We start from the raw sequence: 23989 nt of genomic DNA, 5'->3' as shown, positions 1-23989 counted from the left end.
GATAACTGTGTGGAAAACAAGCATATTCACTTAAATTCAGCTCAAACGCCAATGCAGGCGTGGATGGATTACCTATGTCAGCCGCCATTTAGCAATGTCACTTTTGATGCTTCAGCGCAAATTTTGATGCAACAGGTACTCGATGCTATTCAGCAAGGGGATAGCTGTATTCCTGCAACCGCAGAACAAGTGGCGGCATTGCAACATTTGCACATGAACTTGCAGCGTAGCGCTTTAAATCCTGATCCACAAATTGCACCGTTTGTATTTGATGGGCAGCGTTTGTATTTGTATCGCTACTGGAAACTGGAACATCAGGTTGCTAGCGATATTTTACGGATTCAGGCGCAGCCGCCTTTGTCCTTTGAATTACAAGCCGAACAGCTTAATTTATTGCAAGATCCACAGCAGCAAAAAGCGTTACAGACTGCGGCAACTCAAAGTTTAAGTATTATCACTGGTGGGCCAGGTACAGGAAAAACCTATACTTTGGCGCATATTGTTGCGGTGCTTAATCAAGCTTTGCCAAATATTCGGATTGCGATGGCTGCACCAACAGGCAAAGCGGCACAGCGGATGGATGAAGCTTTGCAAAATGCCTTGAATAGTCAAGCTTTACAAATGTTTAATGTCGATGCTTTACGTCAATTACGACCCGTGACTTTGCATCGTTTATTGGGCTTAGGCAATACAGGCAAGCCACGCTTTCACGCTAAACAACCTCTACCTTATGACGTGATTGTGGTCGATGAAGCGTCGATGCTGGATTTAAGCCTGTCACAGATGTTATTGGCTGCCATTCCTGCGCAGGCTCGTTTAATCCTGTTAGGAGATGCCAATCAGTTGGCGTCAGTCGATGTTGGTACTGTGTTGGCAGATTTACAGCAAGTTCCTGAATTAGCAAAAAATCGTGTCAATTTAGTCACCACACGCCGTTTTGCCGAAGGGGCAAAAATTGGGGCAATGGCGAAGTTCATTCAGCAAGAGCATCCTGCACAGCAGGTTTTGGCGGCGTTTGAACAGCAGGTGGTTGCTGCCACCCAGTTACGCAAAATCAATTTAGAACAAATACAGGTCGATGAAGTTCAACTTCAATATCTACCAAGTCAAGACAGTCCAATGTCTGCAACAGATTTGGATGGCTATTATGACCAACTCATGTATGGCTATCAGTCCTATGTGGAAGTATTGAATGCGGGCTTGGCTGAAGGCAACGATTTGCAAGATTTTCAGCATTTTGTGATGCAGGTTATTCAGGTGTTTGATGATTACCGTATTTTAACCGCGATTCGTCATGGTCATTTGGGCTTAAAGCAACTGAATGTGCAGATTGAACAGCGCCTTTTACAGCAATCCAAACAGCAGAAACAAGGGGGTTGGTATATCGGCCGACCTGTGATGATGACCTATAACGATTATCAGTTGGGACTGTCGAATGGTGATATTGGTATTTGCTTTATGCGAGCACATAACGCACAGCGCCAGTTTGAAGTGTATTTTCCAAGTCTGGACAAATGGGTACCTGCAACACGCTTACCTAAAAATATTGAAACAGCTTTTGCGCTCACTATTCATAAATCACAAGGTTCGGAGTTTAGCCATACAGCAGTGGTGCTAGATGCTATGGCTAAAAACTTGCTCAGCAAGGAACTGATTTATACGGCTATTACCCGTGCTAAAAAAGTGGTGAGTTTGCTGGTCGATGCACAAGCGCTGGAACAGGCATTGAGTATTCGCACCCGTCGTAGCAGTGGTTTGTTAGCTAGAATTAATGAGGTTCTGAATTATTAAGCGGAAGTGAATAATAGGTGCTTTTGTACGAAATGGCTTACATCAATTCGAGAAATTTGCGCATAGAGATTCGAGTATGTTTTTGAGAAGATGACTTCACACAAAAAGCTCAATAAGGATTTTGAGCATAATCGCAGAATAATAACGATAATTGTCGATAGACAGCGAACTGACAGGACGTGAGTGAGAAGAGGAAACTTACAGCCGCTAAGCCTTGTAGTTTTGGGAGAGACTACAGGGCTTTTTTATGTCTGTTGGTTTTGTTGGCTTGCAAAATACAGACAATGCTTACTTGTTGTAAGAAAAAGCTTACAAATAGATACGAGAAATACGACTTCTTTCACTTTAGTATTATGGCAAAATCTACCACACAAGGACGTGAAACCCAGAACAGGAATGTTCAGACAATAAGACGCGAAAACGCGCAAATAACGACAATAAACAAAACAATAAGAATAATAAGACAAGAAACTACAGCGCAAAAACAGCCCGAGCTCTGCTCGGGCTGTTTTATTTTGTGAGCTAAAAATGACATTATGTTTTATGTTATTGGCAAAATATTACATATTATCAAACATATACAAATGTATATTTATTTATGCGGAGTACTTTATACTTTTATCTATGCAGAACAGCGGGCAGAAAAAATCTGGTGTGACTGCTTAAAGTAAAAATTAAAGCAGTTGTTAGTCGTTCTGTTTTGCAATCGGCACGTTTTTGCCTTAAAATGATGCCCTTGCTGTAGTGATGCACGGCAGTCAGTTGATTCATCAATTGATCGGTATCAAATCTTTTTATTAAGCATCTCGGAGAAATCGAATGGCTTTAACAAACGCAGATCGCGCAGAGATCATTGCTAAATTTGCTCGTGCTGAAAACGACACTGGTTCACCAGAAGTTCAAGTAGCGCTTTTAACAGCTCAAATCAATGACTTACAAGGTCACTTCAAAGAGCACAAACACGACCACCATAGCCGTCGCGGTCTAATCCGTATGGTTAACCAACGTCGTAAGTTACTTGACTACCTTAAAGGCAAAGATGCGACTCGTTACAGCGCATTGATCGCTGCTTTAGGTTTACGTCGTTAATTCGATTTAAGCTTTTATTTTCGGACTATTGCATGTTGAATGCTGTATTACTGAAAACTAAAGTAAATCTAGCTTTGGCTAGATCAGTGGAAGGGGCGAATGTTTCGCTCCTTCTTTGTGTTTAAAAATCGTGTTTCATTCGAGTGAGGTCGGCTTCTAAGCTTTGTCATTTACCAAAATATTGTGTTGTGAATGCCAAACCTTAGGGGTCTCCACGAGAATAATTGTTCACAAGAACTAGGAAAAAATAAAATATGTCGATGTTTAATATTATTCGTAAAGAATTCCAATTTGGTCAGCACCAAGTTGTTCTAGAAACTGGTCGCGTTGCGCGTCAAGCTAACACGGTTATGATCACTATGGGTGGTGTAACTGTATTGGTTGCTGTGGTTGCTCAACCTACAGCGAAAGCGGGTCAAGACTTCTTCCCGTTGACTGTTAACTACCAAGAAAAACAATATGCTGCGGGTCGTATCCCAGGTGGTTATGGTAAGCGTGAAGGCCGTGCGTCTGAAGCGGAAACTTTAATTTCACGTTTGATTGACCGTCCAATTCGTCCGTTGTTCCCAGAAGGTTACTATAACGAAATTCAAGTGACTGCGACGGTTGTGTCTTCTGACAAAACCATGGACGCTGACATTGCAGCCATGTTAGGTACTTCTGCTGCACTTGCAATTGCAGGTACGCCTTTCCGTGGCCCAATTGGTGCTGCACGTGTCGGTTTAATCAACGGCGAATACGTACTTAACCCGAACTTTGAACAAATGGCGCAATCTGACCTTGACCTTGTGGTTGCAGGTACAGAATCTGCAGTATTAATGGTTGAATCTGAAGCGAAAGAACTTTCAGAAGACCAAATGTTAGGCGCGGTGCTTTTCGGTCATGACGAAATGCAAATTGCAATTCAAGCGATCAAAGAATTTGCTGCGGCAGCTGGCGCAACAGAATCGACTTGGACTGCACCAGAGAAAAATGAAGACCTTCGTGCGAAGTTAAAAGAAGCATTTGAAGCGAAAATTTCTGAAGCATATACGATTGCAATTAAGCAAGACCGTTATGCTGCATTAGACGCACTTCAAGCTGAAGCTGTAGCTCAGTTTGTTCCAGAAGAAGACGTTGATGGCATCGCAGATGACTTGAATGAACTCTTTGAAGACCTGAAATACCGCACTGTACGTGACAACATCTTGTCTGGTAAGCCACGTATTGATGGTCGTGACACCAAAACTGTACGTGCATTAGATGTACAGGTGGGTGTGCTTGATCGCGCGCACGGTTCAGCATTGTTCACCCGTGGTGAAACTCAGGCTTTAGTCACCACGACTTTGGGTAATACACGTGATGCCTTGATGGTAGATACACTATCAGGTACTAAAACTGACAACTTCATGTTGCACTACAACTTCCCTGCATACTCTGTAGGTGAAACAGGTCGTGAATCTGGTCCTAAACGTCGTGAAATTGGTCACGGTCGTTTGGCACGTCGTGGTGTGCAAGCTGTTCTTCCTGCTGCAGACCGCTTCCCGTATGTGATTCGTATTGTATCTGACATTACTGAATCAAACGGTTCATCTTCTATGGCGTCTGTATGTGGTGCATCTTTATCACTTATGGATGCAGGTGTTCCGCTTAAAGCACCAGTTGCAGGTATCGCAATGGGCTTGGTAAAAGAAGGCGAGCGTTTTGCAGTGCTTTCTGACATCTTGGGTGATGAAGACCACCTTGGTGATATGGACTTTAAAGTTGCAGGTTCTGCCAACGGTATTACTGCACTTCAAATGGACATCAAAATTGAAGGTATCACTGAAGAAATCATGGAAGTTGCATTGAACCAAGCTTATGCAGGTCGTATGCACATCTTGAATGCAATGAACCAAGTGATTTCACGTGCACGTCCAGAAATTTCTATGCACGCGCCGACCTTCCAAGTCATCAACATCAACCCAGACAAGATTCGTGATGTAATTGGTAAAGGTGGTGCAACCATCCGTCAAATTACTGAAGAAACTAAAGCGGCAATTGATATTGAAGACAACGGTACAGTGCGCGTATTTGGTGAAACCAAAGCTGCTGCACAAGCTGCTGTTGCAAAAATTCAGGCTTTAACTGCTGAAATCGAGCCGGGTACAATTTACACAGGTAAAGTAATCCGTATTGTTGAATTCGGTGCGTTCGTAAATATCCTTCCGGGTACTGACGGTTTACTTCACATTTCTCAAATTTCAAATGAGCGTATTGCCAACGTTGCAGACGTGTTGAAAGAAGGTCAGGAAGTGAAAGTACAGGTTGCTGATGTAGACAACCGTGGTCGTATCAAATTAACTATGAAAGATATCGAACAAGCGTAATGCTGTGTTGATGATCTGAAATGGTCAAAAAACCCGTATTCAATCTGAATGCGGGTTTTTTTATGCTAAAAATTTTGTTGCATCGTACAAACCATCTTTGTTGTATGAAAAGCGGCATAAATTACAGCATGTATTTGAAAAGAAGCCTGATGCAGGCTTAAGATGAGTACATCTTAAAATCTCAAAAAACCGTACAAGAAAACTGAAATAGAGTGCCCGTTCTATGCAAAGTTATTATTTTTATCTGCATACCAATCATAAAACCAATATTTATGTGCAAAAACAGCCAATTGAAGGGCTTGAGCCTGAATTTATCTGGATTGATTGCACCCGTGATGATGTGCTTAACCGTGCAGAACAGTGGCAACAAGAGATTTTTCAGTACAGTCAATTATCGCTCAATGAATATCATGTGCGCGATATTTTAAATATAGAGCATCCATGTGCGTTTGATACTTTAGATGATTATGACTTATTGATTTTCCGTAAACTGATCACACCCGAAGACCGTATTGCAACAGGGCAACAAGTCGGGGAGAAACATGAACGGATTTTTGGACTGGCCACTACGCCGATGAGCTTTATTATGACACCGCAGATTTTGATTAGTGTGCGGGAACAGGGCAATAAAGTCATGGAAAGCTATTTGTCACGTGTGGAAGCAGCGGTACAACGCCCGATTGAAGAACAGAATAAAGCACGCAAACTGGCAGCAACACCATTAGATTTAACGTTGCGTTTACTGAATTTGGTAGCGGATGATTACTTGGATATTCGCATGCCGCTAACCCGCCGTGTGGAATATTGGCAACAAGAGTTGTTGCAGGGACATCGTCGTTTTACCCGTTGGCATCAATTGCTGCAAGAAAATATGGCGTTTCAGCAAGTTGAAAATTTATGTGAAGAGCAAATAGAAGCCTTGCAGGAATTGCGTGATGAAATTGTCGATAACTACCCACATTTACGTGGCAAAAAACGTAGTGAACGGCAGGATATTATTTTGGTACGTTTGGATGATTTGACCAGTCACATTGAACGAATTCAAAAGCATACCATTCGCTTACGCTCTGCAGTGCAAACCGCAATTGATCTGCATTTTTCTGCTATTGCCAACCAGACCAATGAAAACATGCGGATTTTAGCCATCATTACCGCAGTTTTTGCACCTTTGACTTTATTTACAGGGGTGTATGGTATGAACTTTGAGTTTATGCCGGGGCTGAAACACGCACAGGCCTTTTGGATCATGCTTGGGGTAATGGTGATGACTACTTTGTTGTTGCTGTATTATTTTTATCGTAGGCACCTTGTCGGTCTGGGTGAAAAAAGTGTGATTGATATGTTGGCACAGCAACATAATGACCAACCCATGAATTTATTTTGGTTTTTAGACTATGAACCCATTAAGCAAACCGTGAAAGGCACCATTAAAGAAGTCGAAAAACTGACTAAAATTAAATAATCCAGAAGATAGACTTGCAGATGTGGTGATAAATTGAGTTCCACATCCAATATATGTCACAAGATAATTCGTTGATAAAAGTTGTCCACAGACCTCAAAAGTTATCCATAGGACTGATAAGCTTATCCACAGATTGAACCAGATAGGCAGACACTTAGCTCAAGATGGCAGTTTTTTGAATGCTGTTTTCAGACTTGAATACGCCATCTTGTTTTGCTTTTTGTCTTTTCTTGCTGTGTCCTGCATTTGATCGTATGAGGATTTGCAGTTCAGACTTGTATGTATTTTTAAGCCAATTGATCATTTTGTGCATTACGCAGCAAGTGATACATTTCATCTTTTAGTCTTAATTTTTTGCGTTTCAGCGCTTCAATGTCATCATTAATTTGATGCACAGGATCAAGCTCTAACTGGCTGATTTCACGGTCTAGCTGTTCGTGATCTTCAAAAATTTTTGAAAAATGTGGATTGCTGTCGCGTAATCCCTGAATTAAATCACGAAACTCAGGAAACATATTTTTAATCTTCTTGTTGCAGTCTTTAGTTTTCATTGTGTAGATCATTCTCATCAAAAAAAAAAAATTTACGGGCATAGAAAGAAAAACGCTCTAGCAAGGTGATGAATCACACAGCTAGAGCGTGAGGATTAACTATGTTGAAAATTCAGATGTTTAACTTCTTTACGTAATTTTTGTACTTCATCAATCAGGTCAAGCATCATGGCGACAGCTGAAAAACTGGCATCAAAATCACGTTGCAACCGATAGGCTTGGCGTGCACGGCTGACATCTTCACCAAAAAATTGGTGGATACGTTCGGCAGGGCGGGAAGGCAGGATGTCATATTCTAAAAGTTGTAAGACCCATTCAGGGCTTTGCCCACACGCTTCGGCAAATTTTTTTAAATCTAACTGGGTAAATTCTTCAATAATTTCTGTGTGCTGTCCGTCTGAAGTGATTTCACGATATAAAATAGTGGTCATGGCATACTCCTTCTGATCGAATTCAAACGAGTTGGCTCGCCTGAAATGAGGGATTGCTTTACATCAATAATTGGTGGATATCCAATAAGTGATTCTCTTTAATTTAGCCTGTGTACGCTGTAATAGAATCTTTTATTTGTATTCCTTTGGTGAAATTCAGCCAACCCTTTGCTGTGCTCACGCCTGTTATATTGATGTGTCAATTTGGCTTGTGCGTATAGATGTCTTATAGATATTAGTCTATTTTTTATTCAATGCCATCCTTTATTTCAATATTTTGGATTGAACGGTCGTACGGTGTTTAAAAGGATTGTTTCAAAATTTGGTAATAAAAAGGGCTCTTTAAAAAGAACCCTGTAAATCAATATCTTAGTTTTTGGAATTAGTATTTTACCCAAGTCACGCTGCGACCAATCACTGAAACACCTACATAGCCACGTAAGGTGAGGCGCTTACCGTTAGCGCTTAAACGAGCTTTGCCTTTATAAACTTTACCGCCAATTGGGTCTAAAACATGACCTTGGTTAAATTCACGTGGGTTTTTAGCATCTTGTTTAAAGCCCCAAATAAATGGCAAGCCAATAAAAGGTTTATTCTTTAAGTTACCTGGACAATTGCTACAAATCACCATTTTTTCTGCACCCGGAATATTACGGGTTTCCACGATAATGCCTTCATAAGTGCCATCTGGCTTTTTGCGAATTTCGACATCGGCACGTGAATAACCTGTGCGGTCATCAATGGTTTTCCATTTACCGACCAGTAGATCGCTTTCTGCAAAGCCAACACTTGAGAGGGTTGTTAAAACGAAACCCGCAAAAATCCCTCTGAAATTTATTTTCATGAACAGCATCCCCAAAATTGTTATTTTAAAAAATAGAGTAAAAATTCTATTTCGGGTTTTATAGCAAGAATGTAATAAACAAGCAAATTGAGCAGTGTGAGATGTCAGGCAGGAAAAGATATAAGTGTTATGGAGTTGGTAATTTAAATCTAATCATTCCGATAAAAGTGTGCAGAACACAGCTTTTATCGCATTGGTGAGGAATAATATCAGTATTTCACCCACGTCATTTTGCGGCTGGCATTGGTGGCAAGGTCTACATTATAAAGGGTTAAATGTTTGCCATTGCTGCTTAAACGTGCACGAGTTTTATATTGTTTACCTGTGCGCGGGTCTAAATAGTCACCTTCATAAAATTCAATTTGATTGCTTGGCGTAGCTTTTAAGTGACTTAATGGCACAAAACCTAACAGTGGCTTATCTTTATTTTTACCCGTACAGAGTGTGCAATTTTCCAAACGCGGTGCGCCAGGAACCGCACGTAGTTCTATAATCGTAGCGGCATACGCACCTTGTTTATCTTTACTCATGACTACGTCAGACAATGAAAAACCTGTGCGGTAGTCTAATGTTTTCCATTTGCCCAAAAGTGGGTCTGCATTGGCTGCATAAGCTAAACTTGAACAGCAAATCGCGCTGATGAATGCTAAACGAGAAAAGAACAGGGTGTTCATAAAATCAATATCCCAGAGAAGAAGCAGCCTAAAATATATAAAGGCATAAAAAAAATATGGGATTATTTATACCCAATTTACGCGGTATTTTCTAGTAATTGCATGAAAGTTTTGTGAAATTAATCACATGAAAAGTAATAAAATAATAGGTTTTGACGATGGTCATCACGTAAATAAAAAATGAGCAGAATGTACTGCTCATTTTTGATGAATTTTCAGCATTACATCACATATTAATCATGGTATTCACCATGCCATTTAACTGAGATGTTCTCCAAATAAACCTAAGGCTTCTTCGGCACTAAAGCTATATTGTGTGCTGCAGAATTGACAATCCATAGTAATAGGGTTCTGATGTTCCAAAGTTTCACGTACCGCAGCAACACCAATTTGCATTAAGGCATTGGCACAGCGCTCTTTGGAGCAAGTGCAACCAAAACGTAAGGCTTCCACTTCAGGCAAACGCACTTGTTCTTCATTGTATAAACGGTACAAAATTTCATTGACGTCTAAATCAGTCAATTCTTCCGCTTTTAAGGTTTCAGTCAGCATGGTCACACGCGGCCATAAATCTTCATCGACCCGTTGTTGTTCTTCTTCACTGTTACGCGGCAACAATTGAATCAGCAAACCGCCCGCACGTTCGGCATTGCTTGCCAACACAATACGAGTTGGAATTTGTGCCGATAAGTCGTAATACTGCATTAAACATTCAGCTAAATTGGCTTTGTCCAAAGGCACAATACCTTGATAACGCTCACCAAATTCAGGCTCGATATTAATAAACAGTACAGGACTGACCAAACTTTTCAGGACGGTACTGCTGTCTTCAGCGCTTAAAAAGCGCGGGTCTTGTTCGTAGTCTGCCAACGCACGCACTTCACCCAAGTGGTTACATTCCGCCATGGCCCATTTAAATGTGCCAGATGCCTGAATTTGTAAGCTAATACGCCCTTTAATTTTTAGGGTACTGGCCAGTAGGGCAGTGGCGCAAAGCATTTCTCCCAACAACACTTGTACCGCAGGCACATAATCACGTTGTTTCAAAATGGTTTGCAAAGCTTCTTCGAGATGAACTACTTCACCACGAACAGGGCTATCTTCAATAAAAAAGCGTTGGCGTAAATCAGACATAAAATTCTCCATAACCCTGTTTTAATGGTGGCAATATTGTAAAACACAAGTCAGTTTGCTGCATCACGTGTTACATCAATATGACTGCTATGCAAGCCGCGTTTTAAATCGACACCCAAGGGCATTTCACGGTTTTGTGCATCACTTTCAAACAGGTGTTCCAGTTCTGCCAAAGCGTTACGATGGGTTTCATATACTTTTTGTTCATCGGTATAAATGTGCTGCTGTTGTGCCAAGAGTTGTTCATCATAATCACGGAACAACTCAATGCTTTTATAGGCATCTTTTTCATTAATGCCCAAATCGCGCAAAGCCTGATAGGCCATGCCTAAAGAGGATAAATACGTTTCACGCCAAATATAGGTAACGCCTAAATCGCGCAATAAGTGCACATGATGACGATCACGAGCGCGTACCAGTAATTTTAGCGCTGGATAATTCAGGCGAATATGCCGTGCCACGTTCATTGAGTCTTCAATATCATCAATGGCTAGAATAAAGATTTTGGCATGCTCGATGCCTGCGGCACGTAAAATTTCAGGTTGAGTGGCATCGCCATAATAGACTTTACCGCCGTAATTCCGCACAAAATCAATTTTATCCATATTGCTGTCGATGGCAGTAAAGTGCAGATGCTGCAAGTACGCCACACGGGCAATAATTTGTCCAAAACGACCAAAACCCGCAATAATCATGGGGTGATGTGTATCGGGAATTTCGTCATATTCAGGCGATTTTTCACGTTCTAAGCGAGGAATAATTTGACTGCTCATCAACCAATATAAAATTGGGGTCAACACCATCGACAAAGTCACAATTAAGGTCAGTGGTTGCAGCATGGCCTGGCTGAGCACACTTTCACTTTGTGCGACACTGAGCACCACAAAGGCAAACTCACCGCCTTGTGCCAAGCAAGTCGCCAACAACAAACTATTGCGCCAAGAATATTGGAAATAACGGGCAATGGCCGTGAGGCTAATCAGTTTGATGAGCAGGAGCAGCAATGCACCGCCTACAATCAGCCAAGGGGTATTCATTAAGATTGCCAGTTCGGTGCTCATCCCGACGGTCATAAAAAATAAGCCTAGCAATAAGCCTTTGAATGGGGCAATACTGGCTTCTAACTCATGTCTAAATTCGGAATCTGCCAACAATACGCCTGTTAAAAATGCACCTAAGGTGGTGCTAATGCCCAGCACATCCATAATGCTGACCACGCCAAGTACAATGAATAAACCGACAGCAGTGATCAGTTCATGTGCGCCACTTTTAGCCACAAAACGAAAAAATGGACGCATGAGATAACGGCTAAATAAGAACAAACCGCTAAAGGTCGCCATGATTGCAGCAAAATAAGCAATGCCATGATGAGTCGATTCTGCACCTGCTAACATGGGAATGATGGCAATTAAAGGAATGGCGGCAATATCTTGAAACAGCAGAATGGAAAAGGATTGTTGTCCATAACTGCTGTTGAGTTGCTGCTTTTCTTGCAACATTTGTAGCACAAAGGCTGTAGAGGAAAGTGCCAGTGCAAAACCTATCACCACACTTGAGGCAATGCCTTGCTGTAAGGCAAAAAAAGCCAAGATTGCAAGTAGAATACCCGTGATGCCGACCTGTAAACTACCCAAAACAAAAATGGGCTTGCGCATTTCCCACAGCCGTTGTGGACGCAGTTCTAAGCCAATAATAAACATCAGGAACACCACACCATATTCTGCCAGTTCCTGAATATCATCGGGGTCGCTGGCAATATTGAATACGCTAGGCCCTAGCAAAATGCCTGTAAACAAATAGCCCAATACGGTCGCAATACCAAAGCGTTTTAGTAAGGGAACCAAAACCAATGAAGCGCCTAGAAAAATGGTTATTTGTAACAATAAGGACATGTGGTCATCCAAAGTTTAAAGCGGTGGATTATTGAAATAAGTGCTGATACAGCTAAGTTTCAATTTACAGTATTAGCTAAATTCTTGCGGATCTATATCTAAACTTAGTTTCATGCTGGATGGCTTTTCATGCAACATATTTTGCCACCAGTTCCTGATATAAAAATGTAAGCGTGCCCGATCTTTAGACAACAACACCATGTGTGCATGGAAACGTCCTGCTTTACGTTCCATTGGCGCAGGAATCGGCCCCCAAATTTCAATTAATTGTTCTGAATGTTCTCTAAGCCATTGTGCATGTTGTTGTAAAAATTGCTGGTTTAATTCCTGACTTTTAGATTCACAGCGAATCAAAGCACTGTAACGATAAGGCGGTAATTGTGCAGCTTTGCGTTCTTTTAAACTTTGTTTGGCGAACTTGCGGTAATCTCCCTCGACCAATGTGGTGAGAAGTGGATGATCAGGACGCACACTTTGCAAATAAACATCACCTTTATGCTCACCACGCCCTGCACGTCCCGCCACTTGCACAATCAGTTGAGCCGTGCGTTCAGGTGCGCGAATATCCACACTAAGTAAGCCTGAATCAATATCTAAAATTGCCACCAATGTCACATACGGAAAATGATGCCCTTTGGCCAGCATTTGCGTGCCCAATAAAATCAGTGGTTCGCTGCGTTGAATACGGTCATAAATTTTTTGCCAACTGCCAACACGACTGGTTGAGTCACGATCTACCCGAATCACATCTACATTGGGAAACAGCTCGTTTAAACTGTCTTCGACTTTGGCAGTGCCCATGCCAATTGGTTTGAGTTCTGCATGGTTGCAGCCAGGGCATTGCTCAGGTTTACGATGAATCGTACCGCAGTGGTGGCAATGCAAATGTGTATAAGGTTGATGATGCAAGGTAAAGTTGGCATCACAATTCGGGCATTTGGCTTGCCATGCACAGCTCTCACAAATCAATACGGGTGCATAGCCGCGTCGGTTTAAAAACACCAAAACTTGTTCTTTTTTAGCCAAGCGTTTTTTGATTTCATCAATCAATTGTTGGCTAATACCGTGCTGTTTTTTGGCAATTTTTAAATCAATCAGGTGGATTTTGGGCATGAGTGCCGTGCCCGCGCGTTGATTTAATTCCAGACATTGCATTTTGCCTTGATCGACTAGTGCATAGCTGTCAATGCTTGGAGTTGCCGAACCTAAAATAACAGGGCAATTTTCCAGATGGGCACGATAGAGCGCAACATCACGGGCATGGTAGCGAAAACCTTCCTGCTGTTTAAAAGACAGGTCGTGTTCTTCATCTAAAATAATCAAGCCTAAATTTGGCAATGGGGTATAAATCGCAGAACGTGTACCTAAAATAATCGAGGCTTTGCCCGTTTGTGCGGCTTGCCACGCCTGCAAACGCTTGGAATCATTTAAACCTGAATGTAAGAGGGCGATGTGGCAGTGAAAACGCGATTGGAAACGGCTAATGGTTTGTGGCGTTAGACCAATTTCAGGTACTAACACCAACACTTGTTTGCCCTGTTTTAGTACCTCATGCATGATGTGTAAGTACACTTCAGTTTTACCGCTACCCGTTAAACCATCCAGTAAAAATGCCTTATATTGCTGCCGTACTTTAAGTACGCTGTCGATGGCTTTTTTCTGATCTGGATTAGGGGTTAAAGGCATTTGCGCCAAAGTCACTGGCATTGGGCTAAAATCTTGGGCTTCCAAAACACATGCGCAAATTTCTTTATTCGCCAAGGCTTTTAGGGTTGCTGTTTCAATGCCTGCCAAATTTAAAATATTTTCAGAAGTTCCCGAAGGATGCAGCTTTAAAATTTTATAGGCTTCTTGTTGTTTTTCTGAGCGTGTAATTTTAGCTTCGGCATGTGCATCCAACAATTTCCAAGTACGTGCCAATAAATTATAGGGTTTGGCTTGGCGCAATAAGCTAGGTAAGGCACTTTGCATCACTTCACCAATCGGGAATTGATAATATTGTGCCGACCATGTCAACAAAGTTAAAACTTTAGGGTCTAAAATCGCTTGCTCATCTAACAGTTCGCTAATGGCTTTGAGTTTAAAACGTGGATCAATTGGGGTGTCGAGTGCCAGTTTTTCGACAATAATTCCGACCAAGTTTTGCCGACCAAAAGAAACCAAGACCCGCGCGCCCACTTCTGCTTGCTGATATTGTGCTGCACTGAGCATATAATCGAAGCAGTCGTAAAGATATACGGGTACAGCCACTCGAATACGATAAACAGGCTGTGGGTCTAAAGTGGAATCTGGCATAGAAAAAGTCGTATCGTCCTGTGAAAAATGGCTTCGTGCTCGACTTTGGCATGTGTTAGAGTGAGCACAGAATTTATATCTAAGAATATGAATGATTTTAGTGGTCAGACGCAACTGCGTTGCAAGAAATTTTGGAAAATTAGAGCATTACAATGCCAGCATATCAATTTACTGCCATTGACGCTTCAGGGAAGCAGCAAAAAGGTGTTTTAGAGGGTGATTCTGCACGACAAATCCGTCAGCAATTACGTGACAAAGAATGGATTCCTGTCAGTGTCGATGCCGTTGAACAGAAAGATAAGCACAGCGGCAGACAGTGGTTTCAGAAAAAAATTACCGCCTATGATTTGGCTTTGCTGACCCGACAATTGTCAGTATTGGTGGCAGCCTCAATTCCATTGGAAGAAGCGGTTCGTGCAGTGGGCAAGCAAAGTGAAAAAGCGCACGTGCAAAATTTGCTGATGTCGGTGCGCTCCAAAGTACTAGAAGGCTATTCACTGGCCAATGCTTTACAGCAATCGGGACGTTTTCCAGACTTATATATTGCGACCATTGCCGCAGGTGAGCGTTCAGGGCATCTGGATTTAATTCTGGAACAATTGGCAGACTACACCGAAAATCGTTTTGCCATGCAGAAAAAAATTCAAGGCGCCATGATTTATCCCATCATTTTAATGCTGATGTCCTTTGCGATTGTAATGGGCTTAATGACCTATGTGGTGCCCGACATTGTTAAAACCTTTGACCAAAGTAAAGATGCTTTGCCGTGGATTACCGTAGCTTTAATGAAAGCCAGTGATTTTATCCGTGCAGCATGGCCATTTTTACTGGTGGCATCGGTGATTGGGGTTTTATTGCTGGCTCGTTTTTTACGTACTCAGGCAGGGCATTATGCCTTTGACCGTTTAACCTTAAAATTGCCGTTATTTGGCAAGTTATCACGCGGTATTAATGCAGCACGTTTTGCCAGTACCTTGTCTATTCTGACTCAGTCAGGTGTGCCGTTGGTCGACGCGCTGAAAATAGGAGCGGCAGTTAGCAATAATTGGGTGATTCGTGATTCTGTCAATTTGGCAGCAGAAAAAGTGACCGAAGGTGGTAACTTGGCGACTCAATTGGAGCGGAGTGGTTATTTTCCACCGATGATGGTACAAATGATCAAAAGTGGCGAAGCCTCGGGTGAGTTAGACCGCATGTTGTCACGTGCCTCGGTGATGCAGGATCGTGAAGTGACCACGCTGATTTCAACCTTGTTGGCACTGTTGGAACCGCTCATGTTAGTGTTGATGGCCAGTATTGTATTGGTGATTGTAATTGCGGTGATGCTGCCAATTGTGAATATGAACAATATGATTTAAATCGTTTTGAAGCATCCTTCTTCAAACTGAACTTAAAATAAATGTCGAATTGATATAAATACATGAGAGAAATTGAATGAAACGGAATCAACTCAATAAGCAATCTGGTTTTACCCTGATTGAAGTGATGGTGGTGATTGTCATTTTAGGGGTGTTGGCTGCCTTAATCGTACCGAATGTGATGGGACGTGGTGAAAAAGCCAAAGTGGATACCACTGCCATTACTTTAAAAGGAGTAGCAGGGGCGCTGGATCAATATAAACTCGACAATGGTAAATATCCATCTATGCAAGATGGCGGTTTAGATGCTTTGGTGAATCAGCCTGCATCGGCTAAAAACTGGTTGCCTGGCGGTTATGTGAAAGGGGGCTATCCGAAAGACAGTTGGGATAATGACATTCAATATGTGATTCCAGGTGCGGAAGGACGTACGTTTGATTTGTATTCATTTGGTGCAGATGGTCAGCAAGGTGGTGAAGGCACCGATGCCGATATTTATTATCAGCCTTAATGTTTATTGAATGTGGTATACGCTGCATTTATAAAGCAAATAGATTCAACATCTATAGCCGTTGTTATCGATATGATGAAATAAAAAACCGAGCATAGCTCGGTTTTTTAAGTTATTTTGCCTGAGCTGCATCATTAGCGCCGTGATTTAAACGAGACATCTACCTGACGTGGACGATAAATCCAGCCCAGAATTAATAACAGCAAAGAGAAAATCAGCACAGGCCAATCGCTGAGTCGAGTATACAGTGTTTCACCTTGCATGGCAGGCAACTCACCGCGTAGCACAAACTCTTGATCCATTGGTGCTTGTTTTACAATGCGACCATGATGATCAATAAATGCAGTTACCCCTGTATTGGTGGCACGAATAAACCAGCGTCCATTTTCTTTGGCACGCATTTGCACCATTTGTAAGTGTTGCAGCGGCCCTGCGGTACCAGTAAACCACGCATCATTAGACACGGTTACCAAAAAGTCACTTTGGCTGGCATTTCTGCGGGTCAGGTTCGGATAGGCCACTTCATAACAGATGGCTGCACCCAAATCATGCTGCTTAATGGAAAGCGGCTTTTGATCTGATGCCCCCCGTGAAAAACCACTCATCGATGGGTCATTTTGCATGGCAGGTAAAACCCAGCTCAGTAAACCTGAAAGTGGAATGTATTCACCAAAAGGTACCAAACGTTGTTTTTTATACAAGCCTTCTGCGGCGTCACCCGTTGCCATAATACTGTTGTAGTACATTGGATGTTGCTGAACTTGTGATTCAGGCAAGTCCCAGTACGGAATACCTGTGACCCATGAACTCCCTGTTTTTTCTGCCTGTGTTTTCATGGCATCTAAAAACGGTTCAATATCGGTCTGGAACATTGGAATTGAAGACTCAGGCCAGACAATAATGTCACGTCCCCATTCGGTTCGAGTCAGGCGAGTATAAATTTCCAGTGTCTTGATTTGGTATTCTGTGAGCCACTTTAAGTCTTGTGGAATGTTGCCCTGAATCAGAGAAACCGACAGCGGCTTTTCTACTTTTTCAGTCACAAAACTGAGTTGCGCTGCCCCCCATGCACCCAAGAGTAAAATTGCCGATGGAATGAGCCAGAAGATACGCTTTTTAAGGACTTCAACCAACGCACAGCCCAGAAGGATGACCACAAAAGACACCCCGAAAATACCAAACAGTGGTGCATAGCTATCCAAAAAGCGTTCAGTGAAAGCATAACCTGCAAACAGCCACGGAAAACCTGTAAAGACCCAAGTTTTTGCCCATTCAAACAACACCCAGAGCGGTGCAAAAGTCAGTGGTGTTTCAGGGAAAAACCGACGATACAACCAAGTTTGTATGGCAGTAAATAACCCCATTAACAGCGCCATAATGACAATCATCAGTACGCTTAGAAAGGCATTGGTGTCGCCATAGACATGAATAGAGGTGTAGAGCCAAAAAGCCCCGACAAACCACAGTCCGATCCCATAAGACCAACCAATCAAAAAGGCCTGTTTCGGGGTGCGTTTGCTTAAGGTCGCATACAGTAAAGCGGGAGAAAGTAAGGCAATCCACCAATAATGATAGGGAGCAAGTGCAAAACTAAACACTGCACCCGCCAATAGAGCAATGATTAATGGATAAATTAAGGGTAGTTGTTGATGTTCTGCAGGATTAGACAGCTTGGAAAAAAAAGTCCTCATTGACGTACGGCTCGAATCAGATGAATAGTGCGGGCATCTGCTTCAAGAATGGTGAATTCCCAATTGCCAATCACAATCACTTGCCCTTGCAAATCACTCACTAAACCAATTTCTTGAAGCAATAAACCGCCCACAGTTTCTACTTCATCGTCAGAAAAATCTGCATCTAAAACATTGTTAAAATGTTCGATTGGTGTAAGTGCTTGTACCAGCCAAGTGTTTGCAGTTTTCGGGTCATTATCTGGAATAATGTATTCTGCTTCTTCGTCTATATTGTCGTGTTCATCTTCAATTTCACCGACAATCTCTTCCAAAATGTCTTCTAGCGTGACCAAACCTGAAGTGGTGCCGTATTCATCAATCACAACCGCAATATGGGTTTGAGTGTTTTTAAGCATGCGCAATACTTGGTCTGAACGTGCACTTTCAGGCACAAACAATGGCTGACGCATGAGGGCACGAATATCGACTTTAGTTCTTTGTTCGGTCAGTAATGGCAATAAATCTTTTGCCAATAAAATTCCCACCACATTGTCTGGTTGGTCAGATGAAAACACAGGAAAACGTGAATGTGCCGATTCGACCAAAACGTGCAGAATGTCGAGTAACTCGTCATCTTCCTGCAAGCTAATCATCGCGGTACGTGGGGTCATCACTTCACGAATTTTGGTGGCAGGTAAATCCAGAACACCTTCGAGCATTGCCACCGTATCGGGTTCTAAAAAACGACGTGAATCTTGTACTAATTTTAGCAATTCATCGCGGGTTTCTGGCGCGGTGCCTAACCATTTTCTTAAGCCACGCATACCCCACGATGGGCCTGATTCCTCGTGCATGATCTTTCCTAAAGACTCTTTATATCTAAAAAACTTAGCTTAATCATACCTTAGAAAATACAGTTGTCTATTGCTAATCTTGGGAGAAAATGACGGCAATTACGTCACGAGATGTGTTGCTGTGCGTAGCGGGAACACATAAAACAAGGCTGCGCTTTATGCTAAACTAGCCCGATGTTTTAATATCGAGTCTGTGCATGTCTGAACTTCCTGTCACACCTAGTATTCAACTGAATACCCGCGGTTTGCGTTGCCCTGAACCTGTGATGATGCTGCATCAAGCCATTCGCAAATCTAAGTCTGGCGATGTGGTTGAAGTGTTTGCAACTGACAATTCGACGTCTTGGGATATTCCAAAATTTTGCATGCATTTGGGGCATGAGTTGTTATTGCAAGAAGAACGCTTAGATGAGCAAGGCAATAAAGAATTTCATTATTTGGTGAAAAAAGGCTAATAGGCAAAAATTAGCCTCAGCACTTTTAGAACACTATAATTTAAACACGATAAAATAGTCATGTGATCCATATAGGCATATTTCATTTGCAATTCATGCAAGTTGAAATATGCCTTTTGTGTTTTTAGCCATGACGTTCAACTTTATTTTTAATTTTTCATCAATTTTGCATCAATCCAACCTGCTTCACAGTTTGAGTTAAAAAATGGCGAAACGATCCACGAGTTGCGTTATCTGCTACACATTTTTTAAGGGACTTTTCAACTTTTCTGCATTTATAGGGCAAGTTGTGTGCTTGTGCAAAATCTAACAAAGCTCTGTGTGTTGTATAAGAAATAATTTTTAGAGTGTGAGTTTAGTCTATTTTTTAGTTATTGATTTTTAACAAAATTATTTTAAATATTTTTTAATATATGGAAAAATTAGCCTATAATGCGATCAGTTTATTGAGTTCGATTGCAGAACATTTGGGGATAAAATTAAGCAGATTTGGGGTTTTGCTTGGTTTGAATGTTATATGGCAGTGTTTATGTTTTATAAGGCTGAAAAAGCTGATTAAGCTGTCGCATTAAAGTAGTCAAGTTAAGAAAAATAATTTTGGGGGGGCTTAACTGATTGTCTTTATCTTAAAAAAATATGCCATTTAGACTGAGCAAAATCTGCTTAATTTTTTACGTGATCAATCATCAATAAATCTTGCGTTATCATCATTTTGATTGAGTACGGTATGATTTTAGATAAAAAGCAAAACTTTTCTTTAAAGCCACTGAGTGTGGCGTGTTTATTGGCCATGAGTATCTCAGGCTGTTCATCGGGTTCAGGCTCTCAGTCAAGCACGGTTCAAGTCACTGATGTGTTGGGGGCAGAAAATGTCAGCCAAGAAGATCAACCGACTACAAATGAAGGCATTGGCAGCGGAGTAGAGCAACCTGTCGCACCATCTGCCCCCATTACCGATCAACCTCCTGTGAATTTAGAGCTAGATCATGGCGATGTATCATCCAATGGTGGTGGTTTGAGTGGTGGCAGTACAGATCATGGCAATACATCACCAACTGAAGATTCACTTTTAGACAGCAATGATGCTGTACCTAGCGATGATGCTACCGTTTTAGAAAATAATGATGTCAATCAGCCTGATACGATACCTACACTTGAATCACCTCCGTCAGAAGCAGAGCAACCTGTCGATGTGGTAGCTCCACCTGCAGTAGAGCCTGCTTTAACCGACACCGTTTTGGTCGATAGTGCAATTCAAGATATTGAAGTACCACAAGATACATCTGAAGTTGAGATGGGTAGTACGATTCAAGAACTTGAACCCTCACAAAACACTTTAGAAGTCGAAACAGGCAGTGCATTTCTTGAAACACCTGCAACCAACGATGAAGCTGCTGCAGAGATTCAAATGGATGCTGCAATCATTGATGCGGCAGAAGCAGAAGAACATTATTTTGATCCTGCAGCATTGCTGCAACAGCCGAGTTATGTTGCGCCTGTGAGCGCGGAACAACTGAGCAAACCTCAGTATGTGCGTGCAGTGCAAGCAGAACTACAAAATGCCCAACCACAAGCCAGTGCAGGCACACTTGCAGGCTATGCGGTGATGGATTCAAGCAATAACAGTAATCTCACCGAAGCCATGTATGGTTTAAATGAAGCCGACTATGCAGCAGAACTCGGTGCATTAAAAACCAAAATCGATACCCGTAATATGCATGTGGGTGTTATTGATACGGGGATTGATCCGAATAATCCTGACCTGAACAATGTCAATTTACATGACAGCCAAGTGGTATGTACGCAAAATCCGTTGTGCTATTACAGTGAGCAAGGTCTAGAAAATTTAAGTTATACCGACCATCAAGCCAGTCATGATCATGGTTCACAAATGGCTGCCATTATTGCGGGGAATAATGGTTTAAGTAATGCACGGATTTATGGCAGTGACAGCATTGACTCAGGCTCGAATGGTGGCAATCAATTCCTAATTATCAGCAAAATTAATCGCGACAGTCAGGGTGAGGTTAAAATTTTTAACAACTCTTGGGGCGGTGACAACAGTGGTTTATGGACACAGCTTACTCGGAATGAACGCTATGATGCTGCCACAGGCGTAGGCAATGGCGACTTGGCAACTGTGCATGATTTAATTTTAAATCGGGATGTATTGTTGCTGAAAGCCACAGGCAATGAAGGTTTGGACAACTCCAGCGATGAAACTTTATTGCCCGACTTTAACCCACGCTTTAAAGAAGGTTTTATTGCCGTTTCTGCACCACGTGAAGATTTTTCTGGCGCAAACCTTTGTGGTGATGCGGCAGAATGGTGTTTGGCTGCACCATCATCCACACAAAACTATAGCAATAGTGGTCAATTACAAAACTACAAAGGCACATCACCTGCTACAGCGCGGGTGACAGGCACGGCAGTATTGGTTAAAGCTGCTTATCCGTGGATGAAAAACCACAATTTGGTACAAACCATTTTAGGCACAGCCAAAGATTTTGACGAGATTCGCGCTGAATCACCAACTTATCGTGGCATTGTGCAGGTCGATGAAGTTCCAGAGCATGTCTGGAGTTACTGGCGTGATGGGACAAGGCAACTTCTATATTGAAGGCGAAGCAGCGTGGGAAAACCGCAATCGCAACAGCCGCGATCATCATGGTAAAACCATCACTTATGAAAGTGGTTGGGGCTTGTTAGATACTGTTGCCGCCACACAGGGCTATGGTGGTTTTTATTGGGATGATGTGCAGTTAGATACCGCAGGTACACCTGTTTCGGTCTTTTCAAATGATTTAAAAGGGAACAAAGGTTTCACCAAATCGGGTGAAGGTAAACTGGTATTTACGGGCAATAACCAATATTTAGGTGATTCGATTATTCGCGGTGGTGTACTGGAAATTAATGGCAATAATGGGCCATCAAAATTTCAGTTACATGCAGGTGAGCTGACGGGTTATGGCAGCATCAGTGATGTGCAGCAAACAGGCGGCTGGTTAAATAACGAAGGCAATTTAACCATCACAGGCAACTATTCGATGCAGATTGCTGCAGATCAGCAGCAACATGCGGGTTTTAAAGCACGTTTTGGCAATTTGCTGACGGTAACGGGAACTGCCAATTTGGCAGGGACGTTGAACCTGTTTGATGAAGTGCCACTTGATCAGCCACTTATTACTGCACAAGGTTCACAAACCACAGTGTTACGTGCGCAACAAGGCGTACAGCGTGAGTTCGATGCCTATCGCTCAAGCAATCCATTATTTGAGTTGACACAAGTTAGTTATCGTCCTGAACTGAATGCAACGGGCGAGCCTGTACGTGCGGCAGATACAATCAATACCGATGTGGTGATTACGGCAAAGCGTAAATCGACTGAAACGGTGGCGGCTCTTGCTGCTGAACTTGAAGGACGTACTCAGGTTGCCCGTAATTTAGATGTAGTTTTAGCAAGTCTTGATCAGAAACAACAGTTAGAAACGCTGGAAGATGCTGAAAAAGTTTTTGCCAATCGCTTATTTAACAATTTTGCTCAAACTATACGTTATAGCAATGCTGCTGAAAGTACAGTTTCTACGCAGGCATTGAATCAACTGTTTCATCAACTTGATCCAAGTTTTTATGCCAATACCGTTTTAAATGTCGCAGAAGAAAGCAGCAAGCAAGAACGTCAGTTTGCACAGCGTTTGGCAACCGCACAACCCAAACAGCTTTGGTTTTCGGGTGATTACCAAAGTTATGATATGGATTATGTCGGCTTAAATAGTGAGCGCCGTAGTCATCATCAAGGTGTTGGTGTGGCAACAAAACTGGCAGGGATGACCTTGGCAGCGCAGGCCGATTTCAGTCAACTGAACTTAGATGATGCCGTACAAACAGGCTCAAAAAATAGCAGTCAGAGCAAAGCCTATGCACTAACTATGGGGACAGCACAGCAGCTTAATCGTGATTTAAGTGTCGCGGCATGGTTAAAAGGCATGCAGGTGGATGTTGACGCGCAGCGTGGTCATGCTCAAGCACAAAAAATACAGTTTGATGGACAAATGTATGCCGCAGGTTTGCGTCTAGATTATAGCTATCCACTCAGTCAAAAAATGCAGATTCAACCGTATTTAGACGCTTCGTTCCAACATTATGTTCATGCCGAACAAACTCAGCAGGATGGTGTCAACAGCTTAGATGATTTGGTGATGCAGCGCTGGAATTTTGGTGCAGGTTTGCAAGCCAATTACCAGTTGAATCCAGCATGGCAATTGCAAGGCAGCTTGTATTACAGCCAACCGATTCAGGAAAAAGCATATTTAGATACCCATTATGTAGGCACAGCGGAGAAACTGAAGTTTGATGCATGGCATGCCGATCAAGGTCAATATCATGCTGCCTTAGGTTCACAACTTTACTTTGGACAACATAGTTTTATCAATTTGAATTATGAATATAGCGGGCGATCACATAGCGACAGTCATCGGGTACAGTTGGCGGTAACGACTCGATTCTAATTGATCGTTTTATTCATGAGAAAGTCATGAAAAAGCGTAGATTTGCGTATGAATGAGAAGTTTGAATCTTGATTGAAACAGCCATGTAGATAAATCTGCATGGCTGTTTTTTAGATCAC

The 23989-nt window shown here is 42.2% G+C and carries 18 protein-coding genes; 9 read left to right on the top strand and 9 right to left on the bottom strand.

What is annotated here, in order from left to right; genetic code table 11:
• Window positions 1–51: 51 nt before the first annotated feature.
• The 4 genes from recD to FTU58_RS02815 all read left to right on the top strand — a co-directional run bounded on the left by recD (window position 52) and on the right by FTU58_RS02815 (window position 6690).
• Complete coding sequence (recD, locus tag FTU58_RS02830) at window positions 52–1791, top strand: exodeoxyribonuclease V subunit alpha (protein WP_180062021.1); 1740 nt, start codon at window positions 52–54, stop codon at window positions 1789–1791.
• An 819-nt stretch (window positions 1792–2610) separates the two neighbouring features.
• Window positions 2611–2880, top strand: coding sequence for a 30S ribosomal protein S15 (rpsO, locus tag FTU58_RS02825; RefSeq protein ID WP_067761248.1), 270 nt, complete (start codon window positions 2611–2613; stop codon window positions 2878–2880).
• A gap of 260 nt (window positions 2881–3140) precedes the next feature.
• The gene (gene pnp / locus FTU58_RS02820) at window positions 3141–5228 is read left to right on the top strand and encodes a polyribonucleotide nucleotidyltransferase (RefSeq protein WP_171525211.1); all 2088 of its coding nucleotides are present in this window, start codon (window positions 3141–3143) and stop codon (window positions 5226–5228) included.
• Between the two features lie 223 nt (window positions 5229–5451).
• On the top strand, window positions 5452–6690 hold the full coding sequence (locus FTU58_RS02815; protein ID WP_004975927.1) for a magnesium transporter CorA family protein: 1239 nt from the start codon (window positions 5452–5454) through the stop codon (window positions 6688–6690).
• Window positions 6691–6977: 287 nt separating this feature from the next.
• On the opposite strand, the gene FTU58_RS02810 is transcribed toward FTU58_RS02815, so the two are convergent.
• From FTU58_RS02810 to FTU58_RS02780, 7 genes are all read right to left on the bottom strand, one after another.
• Entirely contained in the window at window positions 6978–7241 is a 264-nt protein-coding gene (locus FTU58_RS02810) for a YdcH family protein (protein ID WP_026438326.1), read from the bottom strand.
• A 95-nt stretch (window positions 7242–7336) separates the two neighbouring features.
• Complete coding sequence (locus FTU58_RS02805) at window positions 7337–7672, bottom strand: chaperone modulator CbpM (protein ID WP_004975930.1); 336 nt, start codon at window positions 7670–7672, stop codon at window positions 7337–7339.
• Window positions 7673–8054: 382 nt separating this feature from the next.
• Window positions 8055–8516, bottom strand: a complete 462-nt coding sequence (locus tag FTU58_RS02800) for a DUF2147 domain-containing protein (RefSeq protein WP_004975935.1) — start codon at window positions 8514–8516, stop codon at window positions 8055–8057.
• Between the two features lie 209 nt (window positions 8517–8725).
• Window positions 8726–9190 carry a DUF2147 domain-containing protein gene (locus FTU58_RS02795; protein ID WP_004975938.1) on the bottom strand — a complete coding sequence of 155 codons (465 nt, stop codon included), beginning with the start codon at window positions 9188–9190 and terminating at the stop codon, window positions 8726–8728.
• A gap of 258 nt (window positions 9191–9448) precedes the next feature.
• Complete coding sequence (gene hslO, locus FTU58_RS02790; RefSeq protein WP_004975941.1) at window positions 9449–10324, bottom strand: Hsp33 family molecular chaperone HslO; 876 nt, start codon at window positions 10322–10324, stop codon at window positions 9449–9451.
• A gap of 50 nt (window positions 10325–10374) precedes the next feature.
• The gene (locus FTU58_RS02785) at window positions 10375–12216 is read right to left on the bottom strand and encodes a monovalent cation:proton antiporter-2 (CPA2) family protein (RefSeq protein WP_154321101.1); all 1842 of its coding nucleotides are present in this window, start codon (window positions 12214–12216) and stop codon (window positions 10375–10377) included.
• A 72-nt stretch (window positions 12217–12288) separates the two neighbouring features.
• The gene (locus tag FTU58_RS02780) at window positions 12289–14511 is read right to left on the bottom strand and encodes a primosomal protein N' (protein ID WP_180062009.1); all 2223 of its coding nucleotides are present in this window, start codon (window positions 14509–14511) and stop codon (window positions 12289–12291) included.
• Window positions 14512–14663: 152 nt separating this feature from the next.
• Between FTU58_RS02780 and gspF the strand changes: the two genes are divergently transcribed.
• Both gspF and gspG read left to right on the top strand, forming a co-directional pair.
• Window positions 14664–15869 (top strand): type II secretion system inner membrane protein GspF, encoded by a 1206-nt coding sequence (gene gspF, locus FTU58_RS02775; protein WP_104852974.1) that lies wholly within the window; start codon window positions 14664–14666, stop codon window positions 15867–15869.
• 76 nt (window positions 15870–15945) lie between these two features.
• Window positions 15946–16380: a type II secretion system major pseudopilin GspG gene (gene gspG / locus FTU58_RS02770; protein ID WP_104852975.1), complete on the top strand. Its 435-nt coding sequence runs from the start codon at window positions 15946–15948 to the stop codon at window positions 16378–16380.
• 134 nt (window positions 16381–16514) lie between these two features.
• Here gspG and lnt read toward each other — a convergent pair whose 3' ends face one another.
• Both lnt and FTU58_RS02760 read right to left on the bottom strand, forming a co-directional pair.
• The gene (gene lnt, locus FTU58_RS02765; protein WP_180062008.1) at window positions 16515–18071 is read right to left on the bottom strand and encodes an apolipoprotein N-acyltransferase; all 1557 of its coding nucleotides are present in this window, start codon (window positions 18069–18071) and stop codon (window positions 16515–16517) included.
• Window positions 18068–18907, bottom strand: coding sequence for a CBS domain-containing protein (locus FTU58_RS02760; protein WP_104852977.1), 840 nt, complete (start codon window positions 18905–18907; stop codon window positions 18068–18070). The genes lnt and FTU58_RS02760 overlap by 4 nt, the downstream gene beginning before the upstream one ends.
• Before the next feature lie 197 nt (window positions 18908–19104).
• Between FTU58_RS02760 and tusA the strand changes: the two genes are divergently transcribed.
• The 3 genes from tusA (at window position 19105) to FTU58_RS02745 (ending at window position 23870) form a co-directional block, all read left to right on the top strand.
• Window positions 19105–19362: a sulfurtransferase TusA gene (gene tusA / locus FTU58_RS02755; RefSeq protein WP_004975955.1), complete on the top strand. Its 258-nt coding sequence runs from the start codon at window positions 19105–19107 to the stop codon at window positions 19360–19362.
• Window positions 19363–20089: 727 nt separating this feature from the next.
• Complete coding sequence (locus tag FTU58_RS02750; protein ID WP_180062007.1) at window positions 20090–21982, top strand: S8 family peptidase; 1893 nt, start codon at window positions 20090–20092, stop codon at window positions 21980–21982.
• Entirely contained in the window at window positions 21936–23870 is a 1935-nt protein-coding gene (locus FTU58_RS02745) for an autotransporter-associated beta strand repeat-containing protein (RefSeq protein ID WP_180062006.1), read from the top strand. The genes FTU58_RS02750 and FTU58_RS02745 overlap by 47 nt, the downstream gene beginning before the upstream one ends.
• Window positions 23871–23989 lie beyond the last annotated feature (119 nt).

It is taken from the genome of Acinetobacter sp. YH12120, from assembly GCF_013418795.1.
Classification (GTDB): domain Bacteria; phylum Pseudomonadota; class Gammaproteobacteria; order Pseudomonadales; family Moraxellaceae; genus Acinetobacter; species Acinetobacter towneri.
The sequence above is the reverse complement of the archived record's forward strand: the minus strand, read 5'-3'. Positions and strand labels throughout refer to the sequence as shown.

Bases quoted from the DNA above. Each gene is read 5' to 3' on its own strand.
- recD (WP_180062021.1), top strand. From the start codon at position 52: ATGCAGGCGTGGATGGATTACCTATGTCAGCCGCCATTTAGCAATGTC.
- rpsO (WP_067761248.1), top strand. From the start codon at position 2,611: ATGGCTTTAACAAACGCAGATCGCGCAGAGATCATTGCTAAATTTGCT.
- pnp (WP_171525211.1), top strand. From the start codon at position 3,141: ATGTTTAATATTATTCGTAAAGAATTCCAATTTGGTCAGCACCAAGTT.
- FTU58_RS02815 (WP_004975927.1), top strand. From the start codon at position 5,452: ATGCAAAGTTATTATTTTTATCTGCATACCAATCATAAAACCAATATT.
- FTU58_RS02810 (WP_026438326.1), bottom strand. From the start codon at position 7,241: ATGAAAACTAAAGACTGCAACAAGAAGATTAAAAATATGTTTCCTGAG.
- FTU58_RS02805 (WP_004975930.1), bottom strand. From the start codon at position 7,672: ATGACCACTATTTTATATCGTGAAATCACTTCAGACGGACAGCACACA.
- FTU58_RS02800 (WP_004975935.1), bottom strand. From the start codon at position 8,516: ATGAAAATAAATTTCAGAGGGATTTTTGCGGGTTTCGTTTTAACAACC.
- FTU58_RS02795 (WP_004975938.1), bottom strand. From the start codon at position 9,190: ATGAACACCCTGTTCTTTTCTCGTTTAGCATTCATCAGCGCGATTTGC.
- hslO (WP_004975941.1), bottom strand. From the start codon at position 10,324: ATGTCTGATTTACGCCAACGCTTTTTTATTGAAGATAGCCCTGTTCGT.
- FTU58_RS02785 (WP_154321101.1), bottom strand. From the start codon at position 12,216: ATGTCCTTATTGTTACAAATAACCATTTTTCTAGGCGCTTCATTGGTT.
- FTU58_RS02780 (WP_180062009.1), bottom strand. From the start codon at position 14,511: ATGCCAGATTCCACTTTAGACCCACAGCCTGTTTATCGTATTCGAGTG.
- gspF (WP_104852974.1), top strand. From the start codon at position 14,664: ATGCCAGCATATCAATTTACTGCCATTGACGCTTCAGGGAAGCAGCAA.
- gspG (WP_104852975.1), top strand. From the start codon at position 15,946: ATGAAACGGAATCAACTCAATAAGCAATCTGGTTTTACCCTGATTGAA.
- lnt (WP_180062008.1), bottom strand. From the start codon at position 18,071: ATGAGGACTTTTTTTTCCAAGCTGTCTAATCCTGCAGAACATCAACAA.
- FTU58_RS02760 (WP_104852977.1), bottom strand. From the start codon at position 18,907: ATGCACGAGGAATCAGGCCCATCGTGGGGTATGCGTGGCTTAAGAAAA.
- tusA (WP_004975955.1), top strand. From the start codon at position 19,105: ATGTCTGAACTTCCTGTCACACCTAGTATTCAACTGAATACCCGCGGT.
- FTU58_RS02750 (WP_180062007.1), top strand. From the start codon at position 20,090: ATGATTTTAGATAAAAAGCAAAACTTTTCTTTAAAGCCACTGAGTGTG.
- FTU58_RS02745 (WP_180062006.1), top strand. From the start codon at position 21,936: ATGTCTGGAGTTACTGGCGTGATGGGACAAGGCAACTTCTATATTGAA.